The organism is Brevibacterium sp. UCMA 11752, assembly GCF_021532235.1.
Classification (GTDB): Bacteria; Actinomycetota; Actinomycetes; order Actinomycetales; family Brevibacteriaceae; genus Brevibacterium; species Brevibacterium antiquum.
This window is the reverse complement of sequence record NZ_JACBOS010000003.1, coordinates 1,191,940-1,210,234: the sequence shown is the minus strand read 5'-3', so window position 1 is coordinate 1,210,234 and position 18,295 is coordinate 1,191,940. Positions and strand designations below refer to the sequence as shown.

The 18,295-nt window shown below is 63.1% G+C and carries 13 protein-coding genes; 2 read left to right on the top strand and 11 right to left on the bottom strand.

Annotated elements, in window-relative coordinates; translation table 11 throughout:
* Positions 1-13: 13 nt before the first annotated feature.
* Complete coding sequence (locus tag HU144_RS05425; RefSeq protein WP_235350460.1) at positions 14-2,359, bottom strand: helix-turn-helix domain-containing protein; 2,346 nt, start codon at positions 2,357-2,359, stop codon at positions 14-16.
* 433 nt (positions 2,360-2,792) lie between these two features.
* On the opposite strand from HU144_RS05425, the gene HU144_RS05420 reads away from it, so the two are divergent.
* Complete coding sequence (locus tag HU144_RS05420) at positions 2,793-4,016, top strand: hypothetical protein (RefSeq protein ID WP_235350459.1); 1,224 nt, start codon at positions 2,793-2,795, stop codon at positions 4,014-4,016.
* 18 nt (positions 4,017-4,034) lie between these two features.
* Here the strand turns inward: HU144_RS05420 and HU144_RS05415 are convergent, their stop codons facing one another.
* The 7 genes from HU144_RS05415 to HU144_RS05385 form a co-directional block, all read right to left on the bottom strand.
* Positions 4,035-5,075, bottom strand: a complete 1,041-nt coding sequence (locus HU144_RS05415) for an ATP-grasp domain-containing protein (RefSeq protein WP_235350458.1) — start codon at positions 5,073-5,075, stop codon at positions 4,035-4,037.
* A 10-nt stretch (positions 5,076-5,085) separates the two neighbouring features.
* A complete protein-coding gene (locus HU144_RS05410; protein ID WP_235350457.1) occupies positions 5,086-6,531 on the bottom strand; it encodes a hypothetical protein in 1,446 nt (481 codons plus the stop codon).
* Positions 6,532-6,579: 48 nt separating this feature from the next.
* Entirely contained in the window at positions 6,580-8,127 is a 1,548-nt protein-coding gene (locus HU144_RS05405; protein ID WP_235350456.1) for a polysaccharide biosynthesis tyrosine autokinase, read from the bottom strand.
* An 87-nt stretch (positions 8,128-8,214) separates the two neighbouring features.
* On the bottom strand, positions 8,215-9,393 hold the full coding sequence (locus HU144_RS05400) for a glycosyltransferase family 4 protein (protein WP_235350455.1): 1,179 nt from the start codon (positions 9,391-9,393) through the stop codon (positions 8,215-8,217).
* Positions 9,394-9,397: 4 nt separating this feature from the next.
* On the bottom strand, positions 9,398-10,759 hold the full coding sequence (locus tag HU144_RS05395) for a lipopolysaccharide biosynthesis protein (RefSeq protein ID WP_235350454.1): 1,362 nt from the start codon (positions 10,757-10,759) through the stop codon (positions 9,398-9,400).
* A complete protein-coding gene (locus tag HU144_RS05390; protein WP_235350453.1) occupies positions 10,746-11,429 on the bottom strand; it encodes a sugar transferase in 684 nt (227 codons plus the stop codon). Before HU144_RS05390 ends, HU144_RS05395 begins: the two co-directional genes overlap by 14 nt.
* The gene (locus tag HU144_RS05385; protein WP_235350452.1) at positions 11,429-12,046 is read right to left on the bottom strand and encodes an arsenate reductase/protein-tyrosine-phosphatase family protein; all 618 of its coding nucleotides are present in this window, start codon (positions 12,044-12,046) and stop codon (positions 11,429-11,431) included. Before HU144_RS05385 ends, HU144_RS05390 begins: the two co-directional genes overlap by 1 nt.
* 457 nt (positions 12,047-12,503) lie before the next feature.
* On the opposite strand from HU144_RS05385, the gene HU144_RS05380 reads away from it, so the two are divergent.
* Positions 12,504-13,571, top strand: coding sequence for an ATP-grasp domain-containing protein (locus tag HU144_RS05380; RefSeq protein WP_235350451.1), 1,068 nt, complete (start codon positions 12,504-12,506; stop codon positions 13,569-13,571).
* Here HU144_RS05380 and HU144_RS05375 read toward each other — a convergent pair.
* From HU144_RS05375 to HU144_RS05365, 3 genes are all read right to left on the bottom strand, one after another.
* Positions 13,560-14,876, bottom strand: coding sequence for a hypothetical protein (locus tag HU144_RS05375; protein WP_235350450.1), 1,317 nt, complete (start codon positions 14,874-14,876; stop codon positions 13,560-13,562). The genes HU144_RS05380 and HU144_RS05375 overlap by 12 nt on opposite strands.
* A gap of 89 nt (positions 14,877-14,965) precedes the next feature.
* Complete coding sequence (locus tag HU144_RS05370) at positions 14,966-16,189, bottom strand: DegT/DnrJ/EryC1/StrS family aminotransferase (protein WP_235350449.1); 1,224 nt, start codon at positions 16,187-16,189, stop codon at positions 14,966-14,968.
* Positions 16,186-18,132 carry a nucleoside-diphosphate sugar epimerase/dehydratase gene (locus tag HU144_RS05365; RefSeq protein ID WP_235350448.1) on the bottom strand — a complete coding sequence of 649 codons (1,947 nt, stop codon included), beginning with the start codon at positions 18,130-18,132 and terminating at the stop codon, positions 16,186-16,188. The genes HU144_RS05370 and HU144_RS05365 overlap by 4 nt, the downstream gene beginning before the upstream one ends.
* Between the last annotated feature and the right edge of the window lie 163 nt (positions 18,133-18,295).

Genomic DNA, 18,295 nt, shown 5'->3' with positions numbered 1-18,295 from the left:
CTCGACTGTGTTCCTAGGCGAGGTAGCCGAAAGACCTGGCACGACTGAGCACTTCCGCCCGGCTCGACACCCCGAACTTGCGGTAGAGCGCCGAGAGCCGGTTCTTCACGGTGCCGGTGACCTGCTGCAGTTCGACGGCGATCTCGGCGACGGTCAGACCTCGCGCCAGAAAGTCGATGAGCTGGGCCTCTCCCGCACTGAGCTGGGGCATCGACGCTATGTCCACGGAGACCGGGCCGATCGTGCGCAGCCGGGTGATGAGTTCTTCCGGCGTTGCGAAGGTGTCGGAGAATTCCGCCGCAGCTTCCGCCCATGCGGGCGAGTCGGCGGTGAGCTCGACGAGCAGCTTGCGGTCGGACAGGGGAAGGAGCGCGAGCGGGAGCAGCGAACTCACCCACGCCGACAGGCTCACTGCCGTGGAGAAGTCGCTCCGTGCCGCATCTTCATCCCCGCGGCGCAGCTTGGCCGCTGCTCTGATGGCAGCGAGCTCAGCCCGGCTGCGCGGGCTCAGCGGGTGGTGATAGAACCATGTGTCTGCGCATGAGATCGCCTCGTCGTTTCGACCGGCGACGAGCGTCGAACGGACGTCGAGGACGATACGGGCGTCACAGGCCGGAGAGAGTCGTTCACGGTCTATCTCGGCCCACCGCAGCTGCCCCAGGGCGATGAAGACCATGCTGCGCCCGAGCGCCAGCAGATCTTTCTCCGCCTCGGACAGGACACCGGAGTCTCGGAACCGTTCCGCATCGTCGTTGACGAACAGCAGCCCGGACTCCGCCTCGGCCGACAGAACCGCCAGTGACCGGGCGATGTACGGCAGGTAGACCCACAGCGTCCGCAGTTCCGGATACGTCGAGAGCGCATCGAGTTCGCGTTTCGCCCGGTCGAGATCGAGTCGGTCGAGGGCCCGCAGCGCTGAAGCGATGCGTCTGGCTGGGGTGACCAGTTCGTCGATGATGACTGCAGGTTGCGGCACCGGGTCGGCTGAGCTCTCACCCGGGCCGGGACCGGATCGCATTTCACTCGACGGCTCCACGGCCGCCACCAGGTGCGCATCGGCTCGTTCATGATCGCCGCTGATCGCCGAGATGAGGGCCGTCCAGGCGATGATAGTCGGCAGAAGAAAGTCGCCGTCGATATGCCCGGCACGAGCCGGTCCTTCGATCTCATTGAGAAGGGACAATGCGCGGCGGGACGCTCCTGCGTGGTGGAGAGCGATCGCGGTGAGGAGCCGGACGATGGAACGCGCACGTGCGCTGGGGATAGTCGCGGCGGCCCGCATTCCCATTTCCGCAGCCTCACCATGACGGCCGGCATCGGCCAGTCCGATCATCGAGCGGACCGTGCCGACGAATATGGTCGGCTGTTCCTCTCGTCTGACATCTCCGAGCTCGACCGTCGCGGGATCCAGCGCATCAAGTGTTCCGGGCAACCGTGATCTCAGCATTCCCGGCCCTGTCTGTCTCACTGTCGCCGTCCGAATCTCAGCGGGCGTTCCGGCAGTGGTGCCTGCAGCGATGTCCTCGGCAAGTGTTCCGAAGAATTCGAGACCCGACCAGGCCGCACGGACCTTGGGCGGCAGGAGGCGAAACGCGGTGCAGGCGGGCCGGGGTGCGAGCAGGAACATCGGTATGCCCACCGCCTCGGTCACCCGTTGCAGCAGGGCCCAGTGTCCACCGTGTCGAGCCAGGAGCAGCACATCCCCGAGAAGGTCCGCGTCGACGGTTCCCGCCGACTCCATGTGGTCGATGAGCACGTCGAGCAGCGATGCGACCACCGGTCCCGCCCCGGCCTCGGCGGCGAGATCGTGACGCAGCTTGGCCGCGATGAGAGTCGGGATCTGCAGCAGCGTTCCGCGCGCGACGTCGTCGACTCGGATGAGGACCCCGTTGGACTCGAGCCTGTCGATGACTCCTTCCGGATCACGGAAACCGGTGCCGACGAGAAGATCATCGGACACCGCCGTCAGTACTCGCAGAGTGGTCGACTCGGATACGGTGCTGAGTTGCGCCAGCACTGCCGCTGCGATTGCGTCGCCGGGACCGAGCTCCAAAGTCAACGGCGGGCACAGCTCCGCCACCCACTCGGAGAAGGTCGCAGATTCAGGATCTACGCTGACGCCGGCCGCTGCTGCAGCGCGGAGTACTGACTTGGCGAATCGAGCACGACCGGCACTCCCGACCCAGAGTCGTCGACAGAGCTCGGGGTCGACCGGGCCGGTGCCTGCGGACTCGAGCTCGACGATGAAGTCGCCCAGACTGCGACGAGGATCCTGCCTCCCACCCTCGGCGTTCGAGCTCACGGCCACCCATCCTTCATCTCGGCGGATCAAGCCCGCGTCGTGTTCGTCGACGTACATCTCAACTCCCCCGCTCCTCCCCAACCTGACCCGACTGCTCCATCAGCCCATCGACTGCGGTCCGTCTCGGACTACCAATGTGCCCGCTCAGCAGACGATTATGTGCCGCTCCATGCCTCTTCTGCGGTAGTCCGCCATGGGAATGCGGGTGCACGAACCGCTGGGGAGCACCCATCCTGGTACCGTCGAAATCAGCGGAAGCCGATCGTGGTCTGCCGCTTCACTATCGCTGTTCTCATGTCTGCCCAGGACCGTCTGCCCAGGTTCGTCTGCTCAGGACGCTGGCCTCTGTCGCGGAGATGACCACGCACATACCGAGGTCGGTCCAATCCCCGACAGCAGCGATTGCGAGCCCCCAAGAAGTGCCGAACGTTGGCAGCGAGGTGTGCCCAACTGGTTGCACCTGCTGCCCGGAAATGAGGAACAGAGAAGCATGGCTGATGCGCTGAAGCAACTGGTCCGACCGGGTGAGCCGCCGACACCGTCGTATGTCCTCGACCTCCCGGCCCTTGAAGAGCAGGTCGGTGGTTTTCGCCGTGCGCTCGACTGTCACTGGCCGAACGCGATTCTGTCGTACTCGTTCAAGACCAATTCCCTGCCCTGGCTGCTCTCGTTCATGCACAGACGAGGGGTCTGGGCCGAAGTGGTCTCGGATTCCGAGTACGAATTGGCGCTGGCGGTCGGTTTCTCACCTGATCGGATCGTCTTCAATGGTCCGGTCAAAGGCCGTGATCGTCTCCGGCAGGCACTGCTCTACGGGGCCGTGATCAATCTGGATTCGAAGCGGGAGGTCCGCTGGGCGGCCGAACTGGCGGCGGAAGAGCCGGACCGTGTGCTGCGTGCAGGATTGCGTGTGAACTGGGATCTTGATGCCCGCTGCCCCGGAGAGAACACCTTGGCGGGGGCCAGCAGCCGTTTCGGGTTCAATGCTGAGAGCGGAGAGCTCAGTCAGGCGATCACCACATTGGAGTCCGCTGGAGTGCAAGTCACGGGCCTCCATATGCATAGGAACTCGCGCACGCAGAGCCTCGAGGTCTTCCGCGCCGCAGCGGCGGTGGCCGCAGAGGTCATCACCTCTCATCAGCTTCGCCTCGATTGGATCGACATCGGTGGCGGGTTCTTCAACAGTCCCGGAGGGAGCCCGACTTTCGGTCAGTATGTGTCTGCCATCCGCGAAGAACTCGATGGCACGATCGACGTCGAACAGACTCGACTGATCGTTGAGCCCGGAGGGTCGCTCATTGCTGTTGCCGTCGAATTCCACGCACAGGTGATCGATGTGAAGAAGATCGGAGGTCAACGCTTCGTCATCACCGATGCGAGCCGCACCGACATCGATCCGCAGTTCCGGCGCGAGAAGGATTTCGGACTCCGCCTTGAAACGGCATCGACGGAGTCCGTTCCTGAGCAGGTAATCTGCGGATTCACCTGCATGGAGAATGACCGGCTGACCGTCCTCAAAGACGCCCCGCTGCTGTGCGAAGGCGATCAGATCATCTTCGAGCGTGTGGGCGCCTACACCATGTCCTATCAGTCGTCATTCATCGAGTTTCCGCCCGCGGTCTTCGTCCGTCAAGGAGAGTCCTTGGAACAGGTCAGGAGAAAGGGCACCGCAGAAGACTGCTTGAGAGGAAACATCTGGTCAGAATCGGCTTAGCCGAGCACCGCGAAGCCTTCAGGCCTGGCCGAGCACCATGAAGTCGTCTCGTCGGGCCGAGGTGAGTCCGGGTTCACACCGCAGCAGAGACGGATCATCGTCCCACCCGGCCAACGTTCTGACGATGTCAGCGGGGACATCGGCTCCGGCGAGATGGCAGAACGGGTAGCCTCCTCCGAAACGCGGATTGACGTCGATGATGAGCGGCTCACCATCAGCTGACTCTTTGAAATCGACGTCGATGGGACCGACCGGTGTGAGGACTCTGCCGAGAGCAGCCAGGGAGGCCGCGAATCGTTCAGCGGGCACTGTTGTGGCAACGTCTGTGTCTCCGTTCCGCATGCGATCCTTGCGGCGTGCCAGCACTCCGCGCAGCTCTCCGGTCCCGTGCAGCGAAAAGATTCCGTCAACACCGTATTCGGTGCCTGGCAGCTGTTCTTGGATGATCACTGCGTCGAGACCGGCCGAACTCGTTCTGCCGTCCGGGCTCTTCGCGGATTGCGCCGACTCGTCGACAGCCGCGCGAAGAGTCTTCGCGGAGGCGAATCCCAAACCTGCCGAACCGCTGCCGAACCGATGCTTGACGACGAAGTCGCCGCTGGGGTTCACGCTGATCGCCTGCTCGGCTTCGCTGCCCAGCCACGTCGTGGGAGTCGGGATGGCGCAGTCATGGAGAGTCGCAGCCAAGAGGCGTTTGTCGAGGACGATCTTCTGGGCAGCCGAGCCGAGGGAGGCCACCGTGCATCCGAGTTCCCGGAGATCATCGGCAAGACCATCCGCAAGGATCTGCAGTTCATAGTCATTGAGCGAGATGAAGAGGTCAGGAGACTCGCTTCGGGCCCACTCCAGCACTGCGCCGCGATACTCCGGTGAGTTGTAAGCGGGCAGGATTACGCTGCAGTCTGCTGCTGCCAACGTCGGCGCCGATGACCGATACTCCAGCGCGATCACCTCACCCCGAATGCCCTGCGAGGCCAGAGCATCCTTGAACCAGTTAACATAGTGCGCTCGATAGGCGGCGGAGGCGATGGCGATTGTGAGAGGCTCGGTAACGGTCATGGACAGTCCTTCATTCACTGTGAATCGAAGTTCGCGAGAGCGAACACCTGGGCGTTGTGCGCCGTCCCTGCGTTCCGAAGGACACGTAGGAGGGAAAGTTCTGCGCCGGGGAATAGAACGTGACCGCCCAGAGCAGAAGCAGTGCTGCGATCCGGGCGTACATGCGCACGATCCAGGTGTGGAATCCTGCCCAGACGATGTCGCCGACCCCGCCGAGCAGCGAGGCGAAGAACACGAAGTACAGCAGGTCGCGCGGGCCCTGTGCCGCTCTCCGATAGCTGCGGACCGTCCACACATCGATGCGGTCAAGCATCAGAGCGAGCAGGGGGACCCCGATGACCAGTCCAAGTGCTCCGAAGTTCCACCACAGGTCGCCGTAGATGGAGGCGACGGTGGAGAACCCGGTCCCGTAGAGTTCCGGATCGGTGAGTGCCGCGAGTTCGTAGCCGATGGCTTCGGGGATCCAATGCGGGGCCAGGTCGTCGGGCAGTGCCGATCGCAGCGGAGACAGAAGAGAAGCACCGAGGGTGGGGAGGCGTCCCAGTTCGGAGTCATGGACCAACGAGCCGAAGTTGCCGATGGCCACGAACATGGATGACAGTCCGGTATCGTTGCCGTAGTCCCCGCTCAAGGACACCTCGTATTCTTTCCTCCAGGCCCCCAACCCCGCCAAGAGGATGGGCGCGAGGATGACACCCGCGGTCTTCATCCAGCGCCGTCCGTAGCGGAGGAAGAAGACATAGGCGAGGGCCAAGATGAGAGCGATCGCTCGCAGTCTGCCCGTACCGGAGATGATCAGCGTCGGGTAGGTCACGAGGGCGCCGAGCACGAGGACGATGTTCCAAACACTCTGCAGCCCCTTCGGGCTCAGCAGCGTCGCGACACAGATGAGCAGGATGGCTGAGAACCCGACCCCGTCGAGCACGGGCTCGAGGCGGTCACCGAGGACCGCTGCGATTGTGAGCACGACGGCTCCGGCGCCCTGCGCCCACTGCACCGTTCGCAGCGGCAGCATCACCGGCTCTGGGCGTCCTGTCGAGTCTGATCGCAGGCACAGCGCTCCGATGCCGATCTGAGTGAGAGTGCTGGCGAACAGTGCCGCATTGAGGTAGACCTCGGGGCGAGCTCCTTCGATGAAGTAGGGGTCGGGGATGACGAGCAGTCCGCTGATCCCGATGATGGCGGCACTGGAGGCCATGAAGTAGCCGGGCAGCGTGATGCGGTCACGGCCCAGGAACACGAACAGCGTCATTCCATGGACGAACGAGACGATCGACATCACCTCGCTGGAGACGTTCACGACTGAGGCGTCTGTCGAGAACCACAGACGAGCAACGATGACGACGAAGAGGCAGGCAGCCGTGAAGACGATGACGAAGAGCGGAGAATGGACGGGCGGATCCGAGGCAGCGGGGCGATCAGCTGACAGCTTCTTCTCCACCAGTGTCAGGGACACGACCATCCACCTCCTGCCGCTCTCTCTGCTGTATGGACCGCCAGGTGCTCAGTCATCGCCGGCAGCCCACAGTCCGTGCGATGCCGAATGTCGACTCCGGCTGCGTCCCGGCAGACTCTCCGTCAGTTCGTCCACAGCTGCGCGAACATCCGATTCGACGGTTGACTCGTCTGCACGCTGTTCCGATGCGCGCGCTCGACGGCGCAGACGACGTCGTGGCGCTGCCGTTTCCTCAGTCTGCGGGGCCTGTGCGGCATAGGCGTCTCTGTAGATCTGCGAATAGGTCGTGCTGTCGGTCTTCGGCATTCCGTTGAGCACCACGCCGAGTAGGCGCCGATCGACGAGCTGCAGCTTCCGCAGTGCCTGCGACATCTGCGTCCGGCGGACGGTTCCGCTGCCGGCAACGAAGATCGTCCCGGATACCCGCCGTGCAAGCGCGGCAGCGTCTGTGGCCGCCAGTAGCGGAGCTGAGTCGAGAATGACGACGTCATACCGGGCTGCGGCTTCGTCGAGGAAGGCCGTCATCTGGTCACTGTCGAGGAGCTCAGCGGGGTTGGGCGGAACCTGACCGCTGGCCAGGACAGTGAGGTTCGGCAGTTCCACGGGCTGAACCACATTGTCCAGATCGGAATCGCCGATGAGCACCGTCGACAGTCCTGCTCCTCCTTCGAGCCCCAGATAGTTGTGCAGTGAGGGATCCCGCAGGTCGGCGTCGACGAGAAGGACGTTGCAGTCGGCACGGGCGAGCGCAGCAGCGAGGTTGATGGACGTCACCGACTTACCCTCTCCCTTCACCGATGAGGTCACGAGCAGTGAGCGACTCGTCTCGCCCAATTCGAGGAACCGCAGATTGGATCGCAGTTCCCGATAGGACTCGGACTGATCATCTTCAGTTCCGTACTGCGAAACGAGGGTGTGGTCGTCTCCTGCCGTCATCCGGGCCACGGTGCCGATGACCGCTGCATCGGTCAGAGCCTCGACATCGCTGCTCTTGCGGACCCTGTTGTCGAGGAGATCTCGCAGCACAGCAGCGAGGAGTCCGGCCAGCAGTGCGGCGAGCAGACCGAGGACGAAGTTCTGCACCAGGTTCGGTGACGCCGGACTGCTCGGAGCGGTGGCGGGGGTGACGACCGTGAGTTGGACGGTTGCCGGTCCACTCGCCGTTTCGAGCTCCGCCACCTGCGACCGGAGACTCGCTGCCACTGCGTTCGCCAACTCTGCCGAGGATCGGGCGTCGCCGGCCTGAGCCGTGATCGAGATGAGAAGGGTGTCTTCTGGAACCGTGGCCGAGACTCGTTTCGCGAGTTCTCCGGCATCGGTGGTCAGTCCGAGCGAGTCGATCGCCGGATCGAGGACGATCGGAGTGGTCACCAGGTCGGCGTAGGTGGAGATCTGCTGGCGCGCATAATCGGCGGCAGCGGAGCGGTCCGCAACAGAGCTTCCGGGGTCCGTGCGCACGAAGACGTTCGCCGATGCCTCGTAGGTCGGCGGCTGCAGTGCAGTCACCCCACCGACGGCGGCCAATACAAGAATAACCGTCGACAATGCGGCAACCCACCGCTCGCGGAGAATTGTGAGATAACGCTGAACGCTCATGATCGGCCTTTTCCATTGGAGGGATTCTGATGGTTGTCTGTTGGGCTCCCGGCTCTGCTTCGGTGGAGCATGCTGGGGTGTGCGAGTTCAGCTGGCATCGAGGACCACCTCACCCAGTCGTTCATAGGTCACGACACGATCGAACCGTTCTTCGGCCATGCGGCGGGATCCGCGTCCGCGTTCGGCCAGCTGCCTGTCGGCCGCCATCTCCACCAGGGCCTGGGACATGGATTCGATGCTCGGATCACAGCTGATGCCGGCACCGTAGTCCTCGAGGAGGTCGCGGTATTCTTCGCATTCCTGAGAGTTGACCACGGGCAGGCCCGCCGCCGCGTAGTCACCGATCTTGTTAGTAATGGACTGTGCGGCCCCGGCGACGATGGGATTCATCGCAATATCGCAGCCGCGCAGGCGGGCTACCATCTCCGGGAATTCGAGTCGTCCGTAGAAGATGACTTCGTCCGGCAGATCGGCCAGTTCACGCCTCCATTGGCTTTCGAACGGCCCGGTGCCCATGACGTGCAGCCGCATGCGGATGCCATCGTGGTTCAGCTTGCGGACAGCACCGAAGACGGTGGGCAGATCATAGCTGTGGCCCAGGGTCCCGATATAGGCGAGTTCGACGTATCCGTCGTCGCTCGGTCGCTCTGCTGTGAATCGGTCGAAGCGGCTGAGATCCGTTCCCAGGTAGACGGTGCTCACTGCTGAATCGTCACCGCGTGCATCGGCGACTCGGCTCGAATAGGTCTCGGAGACGGTGATCACTGCGTCGGCTGCCTGGTAGATCCGTTCGGCCGTTCGGCGCAACGGCGCGAACAGAGGACGACCTGCCCACTGCGGTCTGAGCACCATTTCGAAGGCCTCTGGCCACAGGTCCTGGACATCGATGACGAATCGCACTCCGTGCCGTTCGGCATAGTCGGCAGCGACCTGCGCGACCTCGAGAGAGGGGACGGCACAGTAGACGACATCAGGGACTCTGCGCTGTTGCAGATACTCGTTGAGTCTCTTGGCCAGCACACGATGACTGCGCAGACGTCCGATGGAGACATTGCCTCGGTAGTCCGGTTCAGCCAGATACGTCGTCAGATACTGCGGGTTCCGGATGAGAGTGAGGTCCCGCTGCGACTTCGACAGGTGATGGAAAGATGAGGTGACGAGTTCCACCTGCGCTCCACGCCGGGCGAGTATGCTCGCCAAGGCGTCGAAACGGTCATTGGGGTGGCTTCCACCGCCGGTGAAATGAGCGATCATCACGATGTCCATGGGTTCACTTCCTCGTCTCGTCTGTGAATCGGTCGGTCGTCTCAGGGGCAGACTCCTCGGTCGCCGCCATCAGCGCGGGCGTCTCTGCGTCGCCCACCGCACCAACCGGCTCGCAGTCCGGTGGTTGTGCTCGCATCGTTCCCTCACTTCTGCTGCGTAACACCCTGGCAAGGGCGATCGCACCGGCCGCAGCGCAGACGCTGTAGCCGATGATCGATCCGTAGGCCGCGCCGAGCATCCCGAAGGGCGGAATCAGAGCGAGGTAGGCCAGCAGCGAGGCTGCGGTGCCGACGATCTCGACGATCGACACGGTTCCCGGCGCGTCCGCGGCGATGAGCAGTCCCTGTTGGACACGGGTGAGGCCGAATACGATGGCAGACACTGCGAGGGGAATGATCACCGTGGTCGCCGGAAGGTAGGACTCCGGGAGGACGAAGAGGATCATGGCCCAGGCTGCGGCCCCGAGCAGCCCGGCGGAGGCGGCGAGCAGGAGGAGGCTGCCGCCGATGAGCCTGACGACGGGGAGCGGACCCGATGCGAACGACGTCGACCAGCTGCGCAGGGAGGCATCCACCCACTGCTGCACCGGCCAGGTCGCCATCTCCAGGACAGTGGCCACGGTGACGTAGAGGCCCAGCGCCGCCGAACTGCTCAGCATGGGCAGCAGCAGTCGGTCCGAGCGGAGCATTGCAGTGTTGCTGAAATCCGAGGGCAGCAGGACCAAGCCGCGGCGGCGCAGCCCCCGACTCTCCTCCCGCGACGGGGCCGCAGGCTTCCACGACTTGGGCACGAGGAACAGCAGCGCCACGGCTGGCAGCGCCGAGGCGGCGTAGGCCCACATCCACAGCACCGGATCGTCCACTTTGAAAAGCACCAGCAGCATGGCACCGATGACGATGATGACCTGGGTGGCGACCGCATTGACCGTGAACCATTTCCATTCACGGCTGCAGACATAGGCGACGCGCAGTGCCCGCACCAAGGAATTGAGTGCGACATAGCCGGCGATCGCAATGACGCCCAGCCACAGCCAGTCGGTGCTGAATGGCGAGAACATGGCGGCAAGGACCACGACCGGCAGGATGCAGAGAGTTCCCGGTGTCACCATTTTGGAGAAGACTCGGTACTCGGTGCCGAATCCCCCGGAGCGCGCCGCGATGAAGGGGCGTTCGAGGCCCATGATCGCGAAGACTGAGAGAAAGTACGCAAGCTGAAGTGCGAATGCGAGATCACCGCGCCCGGCGGGGCTGAGCACGAAAGCGGCCAACAGGTTCACTGCCACGGCGCCGCCGGCGGCCAACACCTGCGAAGCGACCAGCACCGCGGCGGCGAGCTTGGCGCCGCCGAATCGGTCACGTACGTTCATCGCCGGGGTCCTTCTCTCGGGTGAACGTCGGCATCGTATCGAATCCGCCTTTGTTGATGCCCTGTCTGCCCAGCACGGTCTGCACCGTCTGCAGCAGAATGTGCAGGTCGAGACGCAGGCACCGGCGGTCGACGTACTCCACATCGAGGCGGAACTTGTCATCCCAGTCGAGCTCATTGCGGCCTCGCACCTGTGCCAGACCGGTGATTCCCGGCAGAGTCTCGTGCCGTCGCGATTGCTCCGGCGTATAGCGCTCGAGGTATTCGACCCGCAGCGGCCGCGGTCCGACGAGGCTCATATCGCCCCGGAGGACGTTCCACAGCGAGGGCAGCTCATCGAGACTCGAAGCCCGCAGAAACCGTCCGAGCGGGGTCAGGCGCTGGCCGTCGGTGACATGTTTGTCGTCGGGATGGAGCATGGTCCGGAACTTGAGGATCTCGAAGATCTCCTCCCCTCGCCCCGGACGAGGCTGGCGGAAGATCACCGGCCGACCGTGCACGACGAGGACGATCACAGCGAGTCCCGCTTGCACCGGTGCCGTCACAATGATTCCGAGCGCGCCGGCACAGACATCGATCGTCCGCTTCACCGTGTCATACGGCCGCCTCCGGCGTACCACGGTCGGGTGACCTCGCCGCCGGCTCGGCGTCTTCGGATCGAACTCGCCCATCATTCTCCCTCCCCGAGGTTGAGCGCCCTTTGGAACAGAGCCGCGACCCCTTCGACCGCGGGAGCGAGCTGGAGCGCCGATCGGGCGTAGGTGTCACGATCGCAGCCGTAAGGATCGATGACATCGTCGACTGTGACTTGTTTCGGGGACCGGCGCCGGCTGCGTCGCCGGCCGGCTGCTCCGACTGCGGCGCGCAGGCGCGCGGCCCGGTCTGCTGATGGCCCGCCGCCTTCGCTTATGATGTCGGCGTCGCGGGTCACCGCGGCGAGGCTGGCGAGTTCACGGATCGTGAAGGTTCTGCGGACGATTCGCGGATTGAGTTCGACCACTTCCCGCCGGTGATCTCGAGTCATCACGAGGACGAGGTCGGCGTCACCAAGAGCCTGCTCGCTCACCTGCTTCGTGCGGCGGGTACGGATTTCGTCGACTCCCATGTAACCGGCGATCTCTCGCACTTCCTCCGGGATCAGCCACCCAGTGGCGGCCCGTGTCCCGGCCGAACGCAGACGAATCTCGGAGATGTCGGCGAATCTCTTCGCGAGCACCGACTCCGCGATGCGCGACCGACAGATGTTGCCGGTGCAGACCGCGAGCACATTGAACGTCTGAGGTGTCACTGCTCCTCCGTACTCTGCATCGTCACCTTTGCGTCGACAGCAACCGACGACAGCGGATCCCTTTCGAACTTGCCCATGAACGTGTCCTTTCACACTGCGGAACCATTGCGCGCAGGACTGCTGTCGATGATTGCGACCGACGACACCGGCGAGCTCTCAAAGACTCTTCTGCACCGTTCTAACCGGCTCGGAAAGCTCGGCATTTCGCGGTTCACGCTACCGGCGTGGAAGGAGCTCGGACCGGGGCTTTACATGAGCCTGCGGTGACCCGCAGTGACCCTGCGGTGACCCGCTCGAACGGGCCTGGAGCGCAGCGAATCCTGGTTCGTCGTCTCAGAGGCGGATAAGCTTCTGAGTAACAGGCCGACGACGGTCGTTCAAAGGTGTCAGCCTTCTTCGCGCCGAGGAAACATACGCCCATAGCTCGCACTACGCTGAGTGATCGCAGGAGGACCACATGACGTCGATTCCAGCCACAGTCGTGATCGGCTCGGCCGGCCGCCGCCTGTATCTCATCGATTGGTTCCGGCAAGCCTTCGACACACTCGAGATCGACAGTCGAGTGGTCGTGACCGAGAACGACAAGACGAGTTCATCCGCGACTTATGGCGACATCGGCAGAATCATGCCGAAGTACTCGGACCCTGCTTATGAGACCGCCCTGTTGGACCTCATCGCCGACCTCGAACCACAGCTGTTCATCTCCGTCAACGACTATGAGCTCCTTCATCTCCATGTGAATACGGACCTCGCGGACCGAATGCGACAGTCGGGAGTGCTCGTCCCCGGTGTGTCCGCCGAATGGCAGCGCGGCTGCGTCGACAAGCTGCAGACGGCGCAGATGCTCACCGACATCGGCGTACCAACGGCACCAACCGTCAGCGGAGGAGACCGTGACGGGCTGTCGGCTCTTGCATCGAATTCTGATGACGTCGTCGTCAAACATCGGTTCGGCAGCGGCTCGTCGGGCCTCGCCATCGTCTCCGCTGACCGTGCGGAAGAGGCTGTGGCCGAATCACTGCTCACCGCGCCTGCACGATCAGACACTGAGCCGACTGCCGACGATGTCGTGGTCCAGCCCAAACTCTCCGGCGTCGAACACGGTGTCGACATCGTCGGTGCCCTCCGCGCCCCCGGTGACCTCGCCGCTGTCCTTGCCCGACGCAAGCTGCGGATGAGAGCGGGCGAGACGGACAAAGCGGTTACGGTGGATCCTGCACCGTTCGTCGCGAATTCGGCTCTCATCGCGGAAGCTGCTGGGCTCACCGGACTCATCGATGTCGACATGTTCCTCGACGAGGAGGGACGCAGCACTGTCATCGACATCAATCCGCGCTTCGGCGGAGGATACCCATTCGCCCATCTTGCCGGAGCCGATGTCCCGCTGTACTATCTGGCGCAGGCCATGGGCATCGACATCGGGCAACAGTGGAGACTCTATGAGACCGGCGTCGTTTCGGCCAAGTACGAAAGCGTCCGCGTCACGGCGCGGGAATCGGCTTCGCCACCCGACTCAGCGCAGTGACCCGGAACGGAAGTGCTGCTCAGGATCCGGCATCTCATTGATGAAGTGCTGGCGTTTCCCGAAACCCACAACGAGTTCTTCGGAGTCATACGAGAAGTCACAGCGCACGATGTCTCCGACGCTCTCATTGAGGAGGGCGCGCAGCCGTGCCTCGATCTCGGCCGATTGGGGTGCGTTGAGCACCCAGGTGAACTTCCCGATATCGTTCTGACGCAGTTGGAACTGCTTGATGTCCGTCATCCGATCAACGTGTTCGAGGATTTCCATATAGAGCAGCCTCCGTGGTGCCTCCACTGTGCCTCCGACCGGAAAATCGCGCTTTCGTCCTCGGAGCTCCTGCAGTATGGCAGTATTCGCCGCACCGGTCTCGTCGACGGCGAATCGTCCGAGATCCCCGGTGTCATATCTGAGATAGGGCGAGGCACGGTTGAACAGATCGGTGACCACGATCCGCCCGATTTCGCCGGGTTGAACGGGTGCGTCCGAATCCAGTTCGAGGATCTCGAAGTGGAACGTCGAAGTGTTGAGGGTGTAACGAGTCAGCGCGCCGTCCGAGATTCCGAAGATTCCGTTCTCGGTGTTGGAATACCGCATGAAAAGGTTGACTCCGGCGTGAGTCCGCACCAACTGGTCGAGTGAATTGGTTGCCGGTTCGCCGATTCCAAGCACGGCTCCGACGACTCCCTCTTCGAACACGATGTCGCACTCTCGGAACCCTTCGAAGAGTGCGTCCAGATAGGAACAGAGGGCGACGATGATCGTTCCGCGTCTGCGTCTGAGCCAATTCGCGATCTTCCGGATGCTCCTCTCATCACTCGCTCCGGCGTACATCCTCTTGCCTTGCAGATGGAACGCCATTCTGGTTCGAGCCGACACGTCAAGCCACGATGTCCCGTGAACGACAGTTGCGAAGGGATCGGCGCCGAGGTACTTGTGAACTGCCACCATCTCGGCTCGATGGTGAGAGATTCGGTCGGCATCGAAATAGGAGATATAGCTGATTCCGGAAGTGCCCGACGAGAATCGGGTCGTGAGGCGGTCAGGGTCGACACTCCGGTCGAAGAACTGCCGCCGATCTTCGACCATCATCGGTTTCGTGACGACCGGCAGCGAATCGAAGCCTTCCCCCGGCAGCTGCTGGTAGAAGGGCACATGAGTTCGTGCATGCTGCGCAATCCGATCCAGCGCATCGGGTCGATGGGGAGCAACGGGACTCTTCAGCGCCGAATAGACGTCGTCGACTACTGCCGATGACAGCCCTTTCGGCAGCATCTGCGCTGCGTATCTGCGTACCGTTGACAGCATTGTGACTCACTTCTCCTCGTTTGGATATCTGTTTCATTCGGCGTCGTTGCGGTGCGGAGCACGAGCCGGATTCTCTCTGTCTTGAGACTTCATTGCGGTGTCTGTCGTCCCGCCGACGCAACTCGTGCTTTGAGAAACTCCGTGACAGTCGCGATGATCCGCTCAATGTCTGCCTCGCCCATCGTCGAACCGCTCGGCAGAGCGAGGCCGGTGGCGAAGAGACTCTCAGAGACTCCTCCCCCGTACATCTGGGCTCCGGAGAACACCGGCTGCAGATGCATCGGCTTCCACAGCGGCCGAGTCTCGATATTGTGTTCGGCCAGCCACGCGCCCAGGTCGGGCGCACTGAACCCGGCAGTTCGAGGATCGACGAGGATCGTGGTCAGCCAAGCATTGTCACGGTGAGTGTTGTCATCGCCGAAGAGCGCGGCCCCGTCGATCGACACGATCAGGTCGCGGTAGCGACACCGGATCTCCCGTCGTCTCGCGACCATCGAATCGAGCCGCGTCAGCTGTGCCCGGCCAAGTGCCGCGAGCAGATTGCTCAACCGATAGTTGAAGCCGATCTCACGATGCTCATAGTGGGCAACAGGTTCTCTGGCCTGGGTCGAGAGATATCGCGCGTAGTCGGCGAAGCTGGCATCATCGGTGAGCAGTGCTCCACCACCCGAGGTGGTCATGATCTTGTTGCCGTTGAATGACACGACCGCGGCGTCGCCGAAGCTGCCGCAGGTGGCAGCTCCATAGCGGGATCCCAGCGATTCGGCGGCGTCGACGAGGACGGGGACTTCGAATTCGGCCGCGATCGGCAAGATCCGGTCGTAGTCGGCAGGCCGTCCGAGCAGGTCGACCGGGACGATTGCCGCCGGCTTCTTCTTACCTCGGATCGAGTTCTTCAAAGCCCGGTGCAGCTGTGCCGGATCCATGTTTCCGTCCGAGGAGCAGTCGACGAATACAGGTTCGGCTCCGCAATAGGTGATGGCGTTCGCCGTTGCGGCGAATGTCATCGTCGACGTGATCACCAGGTCTCCCGGCCGCACTCCAAGGCCGAGAAGGCCGAGGTGGAGAGCCGCCGTGCCGGATGAGAGCCCAACCGCATAAGAGACTCCGACTTTTGTCGCAAGCTCGGTCTCGAACGCTTCGAGGTCCGGACCGACAGGTGCTATCCAGCCGCTGCGAAACGCGCGCAACAGGAATTCCTCTTCGAGTTCCCCGACGTCGGGGCCCGACAGGAGGATCCGGCTGACGGCCGGGACAGGCTGAGGCTCCAGTGCGGTCTGCGGCTTCGTCGGTGCCGCGTCCGAGATCGTCATGGCCTGACCTCGTCCGAAATCAATGTGGTCGGCACCGACAGGCGGACAGCTCCGCCGGCGGGTTCTCGGCGGTCCACTTGATGACCGAGTTCCGGTTGGGGACGGCAGCTGCGGTCGCAGAATTCTTCGATGATGCTCCGCTCGGCCATATCGATCGGCAGCTCAGCGGACGAGAGGACCGGCGCCTCCACTCTGCTGATCTTGTCGTGGACGCGGATGACCGTGCCCTCATAGTCGCCGAAGAGCTCCTCGTCGAGCTTCTCGCCTTCACGCAGGCCGGTATAGACGATCTCGGTATTCTGATTCGACATCGCCACCAGGCTCCGTGCGATATCGACGATGCGCACGGGTTCACCCATGTCGAGGACCATGACGTAGCCGTCTTCACCGATCGTCGCCGCCTGCAGCACCAGCTGGCAGGCCTCCGGGATCGTCATAAAGAAGCGTCGGACCTCCGGATCGGTGACCGTGATCGGACCGCCCTGTCTGATCTGCTCCTGGAACGACAGGAGCACCGATCCGCGAGAACCGAGGACATTGCCGAAGCGGACCGAGAGGTAGGTACCGGGCGACTTCGCTGCGAATCCGCTGACGAGTCTTTCGGCGATCCTCTTGCTCCGACCGAGTTCGCTCGTCGGGGCGGCGGCCTTGTCCGTCGAAATGTTGACGAAGGTTTCGACTCCGGCCGCACGTGCGGCCTCGAGGACGTTGAGGGTGCCATGGACATTCGTCTTCCAGGCCTCCTCGGGGAATCGCTGCAGCATCGGCAGATGTTTGAGTGCCGCTGCGTGGAAGACGATCTGCGGCTTCGCCTCGGCGAAGATATGGTCAAGGGCGCTCCTGTCGCGGATATCGGCGAGCACGGTGTTCGGCGACATCAGCAGCGCCGAGCCGTAGAGCATGAGTTCGACTCCGTGCAGCGCGGTCTCATCCCGATCGAGCATGACGAGGCTCTCAGGGTGGAGAGAGAACAGCTGTCGGCAGAGTTCGCTGCCGATCGATCCTCCGGCTCCGGTGACAAGCACCCGTTTGCCGGCCACCTTCTCAGCGATCTCTGCCAGATCGGTGTGCACCGGGGCACGGCCGATGAGGTCCTCGACCTTGATATCGCGGATATCGCCGATCTCGACCCTTCGATTGACCATCTCTGCCAGCGGTGGGATCGTCCTCAGCCATTTCCCTGTCGGCTGCAGACGATCGCGGCAGGTCTGCAGGAACTCCGCTTCGGAATCGGCGATCGCGACGATGACGCCGGAGACGTTAAGCCATCCGGCCACCTCGGCGATGTCCTCGCTCGTTCCGCGGACACGGACCCCGTGGACGCTCAGATGACGTTTGTGCGGGTCATCGTCGATGAGCCCGACGGGAAGATAGGCACCGTCAGGATCGGAGAGCATCTGCCGAATGAGGGACTCAGCCGCGGCACCGGCGCCGACGACTAGCACTCGCTCCCCTTGCAGCGGGCGGGTGGCGATCTGGTGGGACCAGCGGACGAGGTAACGGCTGCCGGTCATGAAGATGACGGCGGAGAACACGGTGAGCAGAACGAACGGGGAATCCCCCAACGTGACAGCCATCAGACCGCACGCGATGATCAGGGCGATGATGGCGATGCCGCCGTATTCGGCGAAGCTGCCATAATGGAAGCGACTGCGATAGAGCCCGATGAGCAAGCCGAGGAGCAGCTGCAGAATCGCTGCGGCCGTGACTGCGGAGGCGAGTTCGACTGCGCTGACGACACCCGCGCCCATAACTGCCGAGGCGAACAGTCCGGCAACGGCCCAGGCTGCCACATCGAAGACTAGTTGGAATCTGGTCTTGCTCCTCCAGATCCGCATCGACATCCGCGCCGACCAGGGTGCACCAGAAGTCACCGGGGCCGGCGGCGCCTCGCTCACAGCACCCATCCGGGTGAGTGGATTCGGATGTTCTGACACAGTCATCGTGATCTCCCATGCTCGGCTGTTCCGGCCCAGTCCTTGTGGCTGACGGACATCGTCGGAGCGAGCCGGCGATGCAGCGATTCCAACTGCGGAATGCGTCGACTTCACGCTATGGGGGTACTGTGACTGCTCTGCCGCTTGCGGAGGAGGGACTGCGGTCATC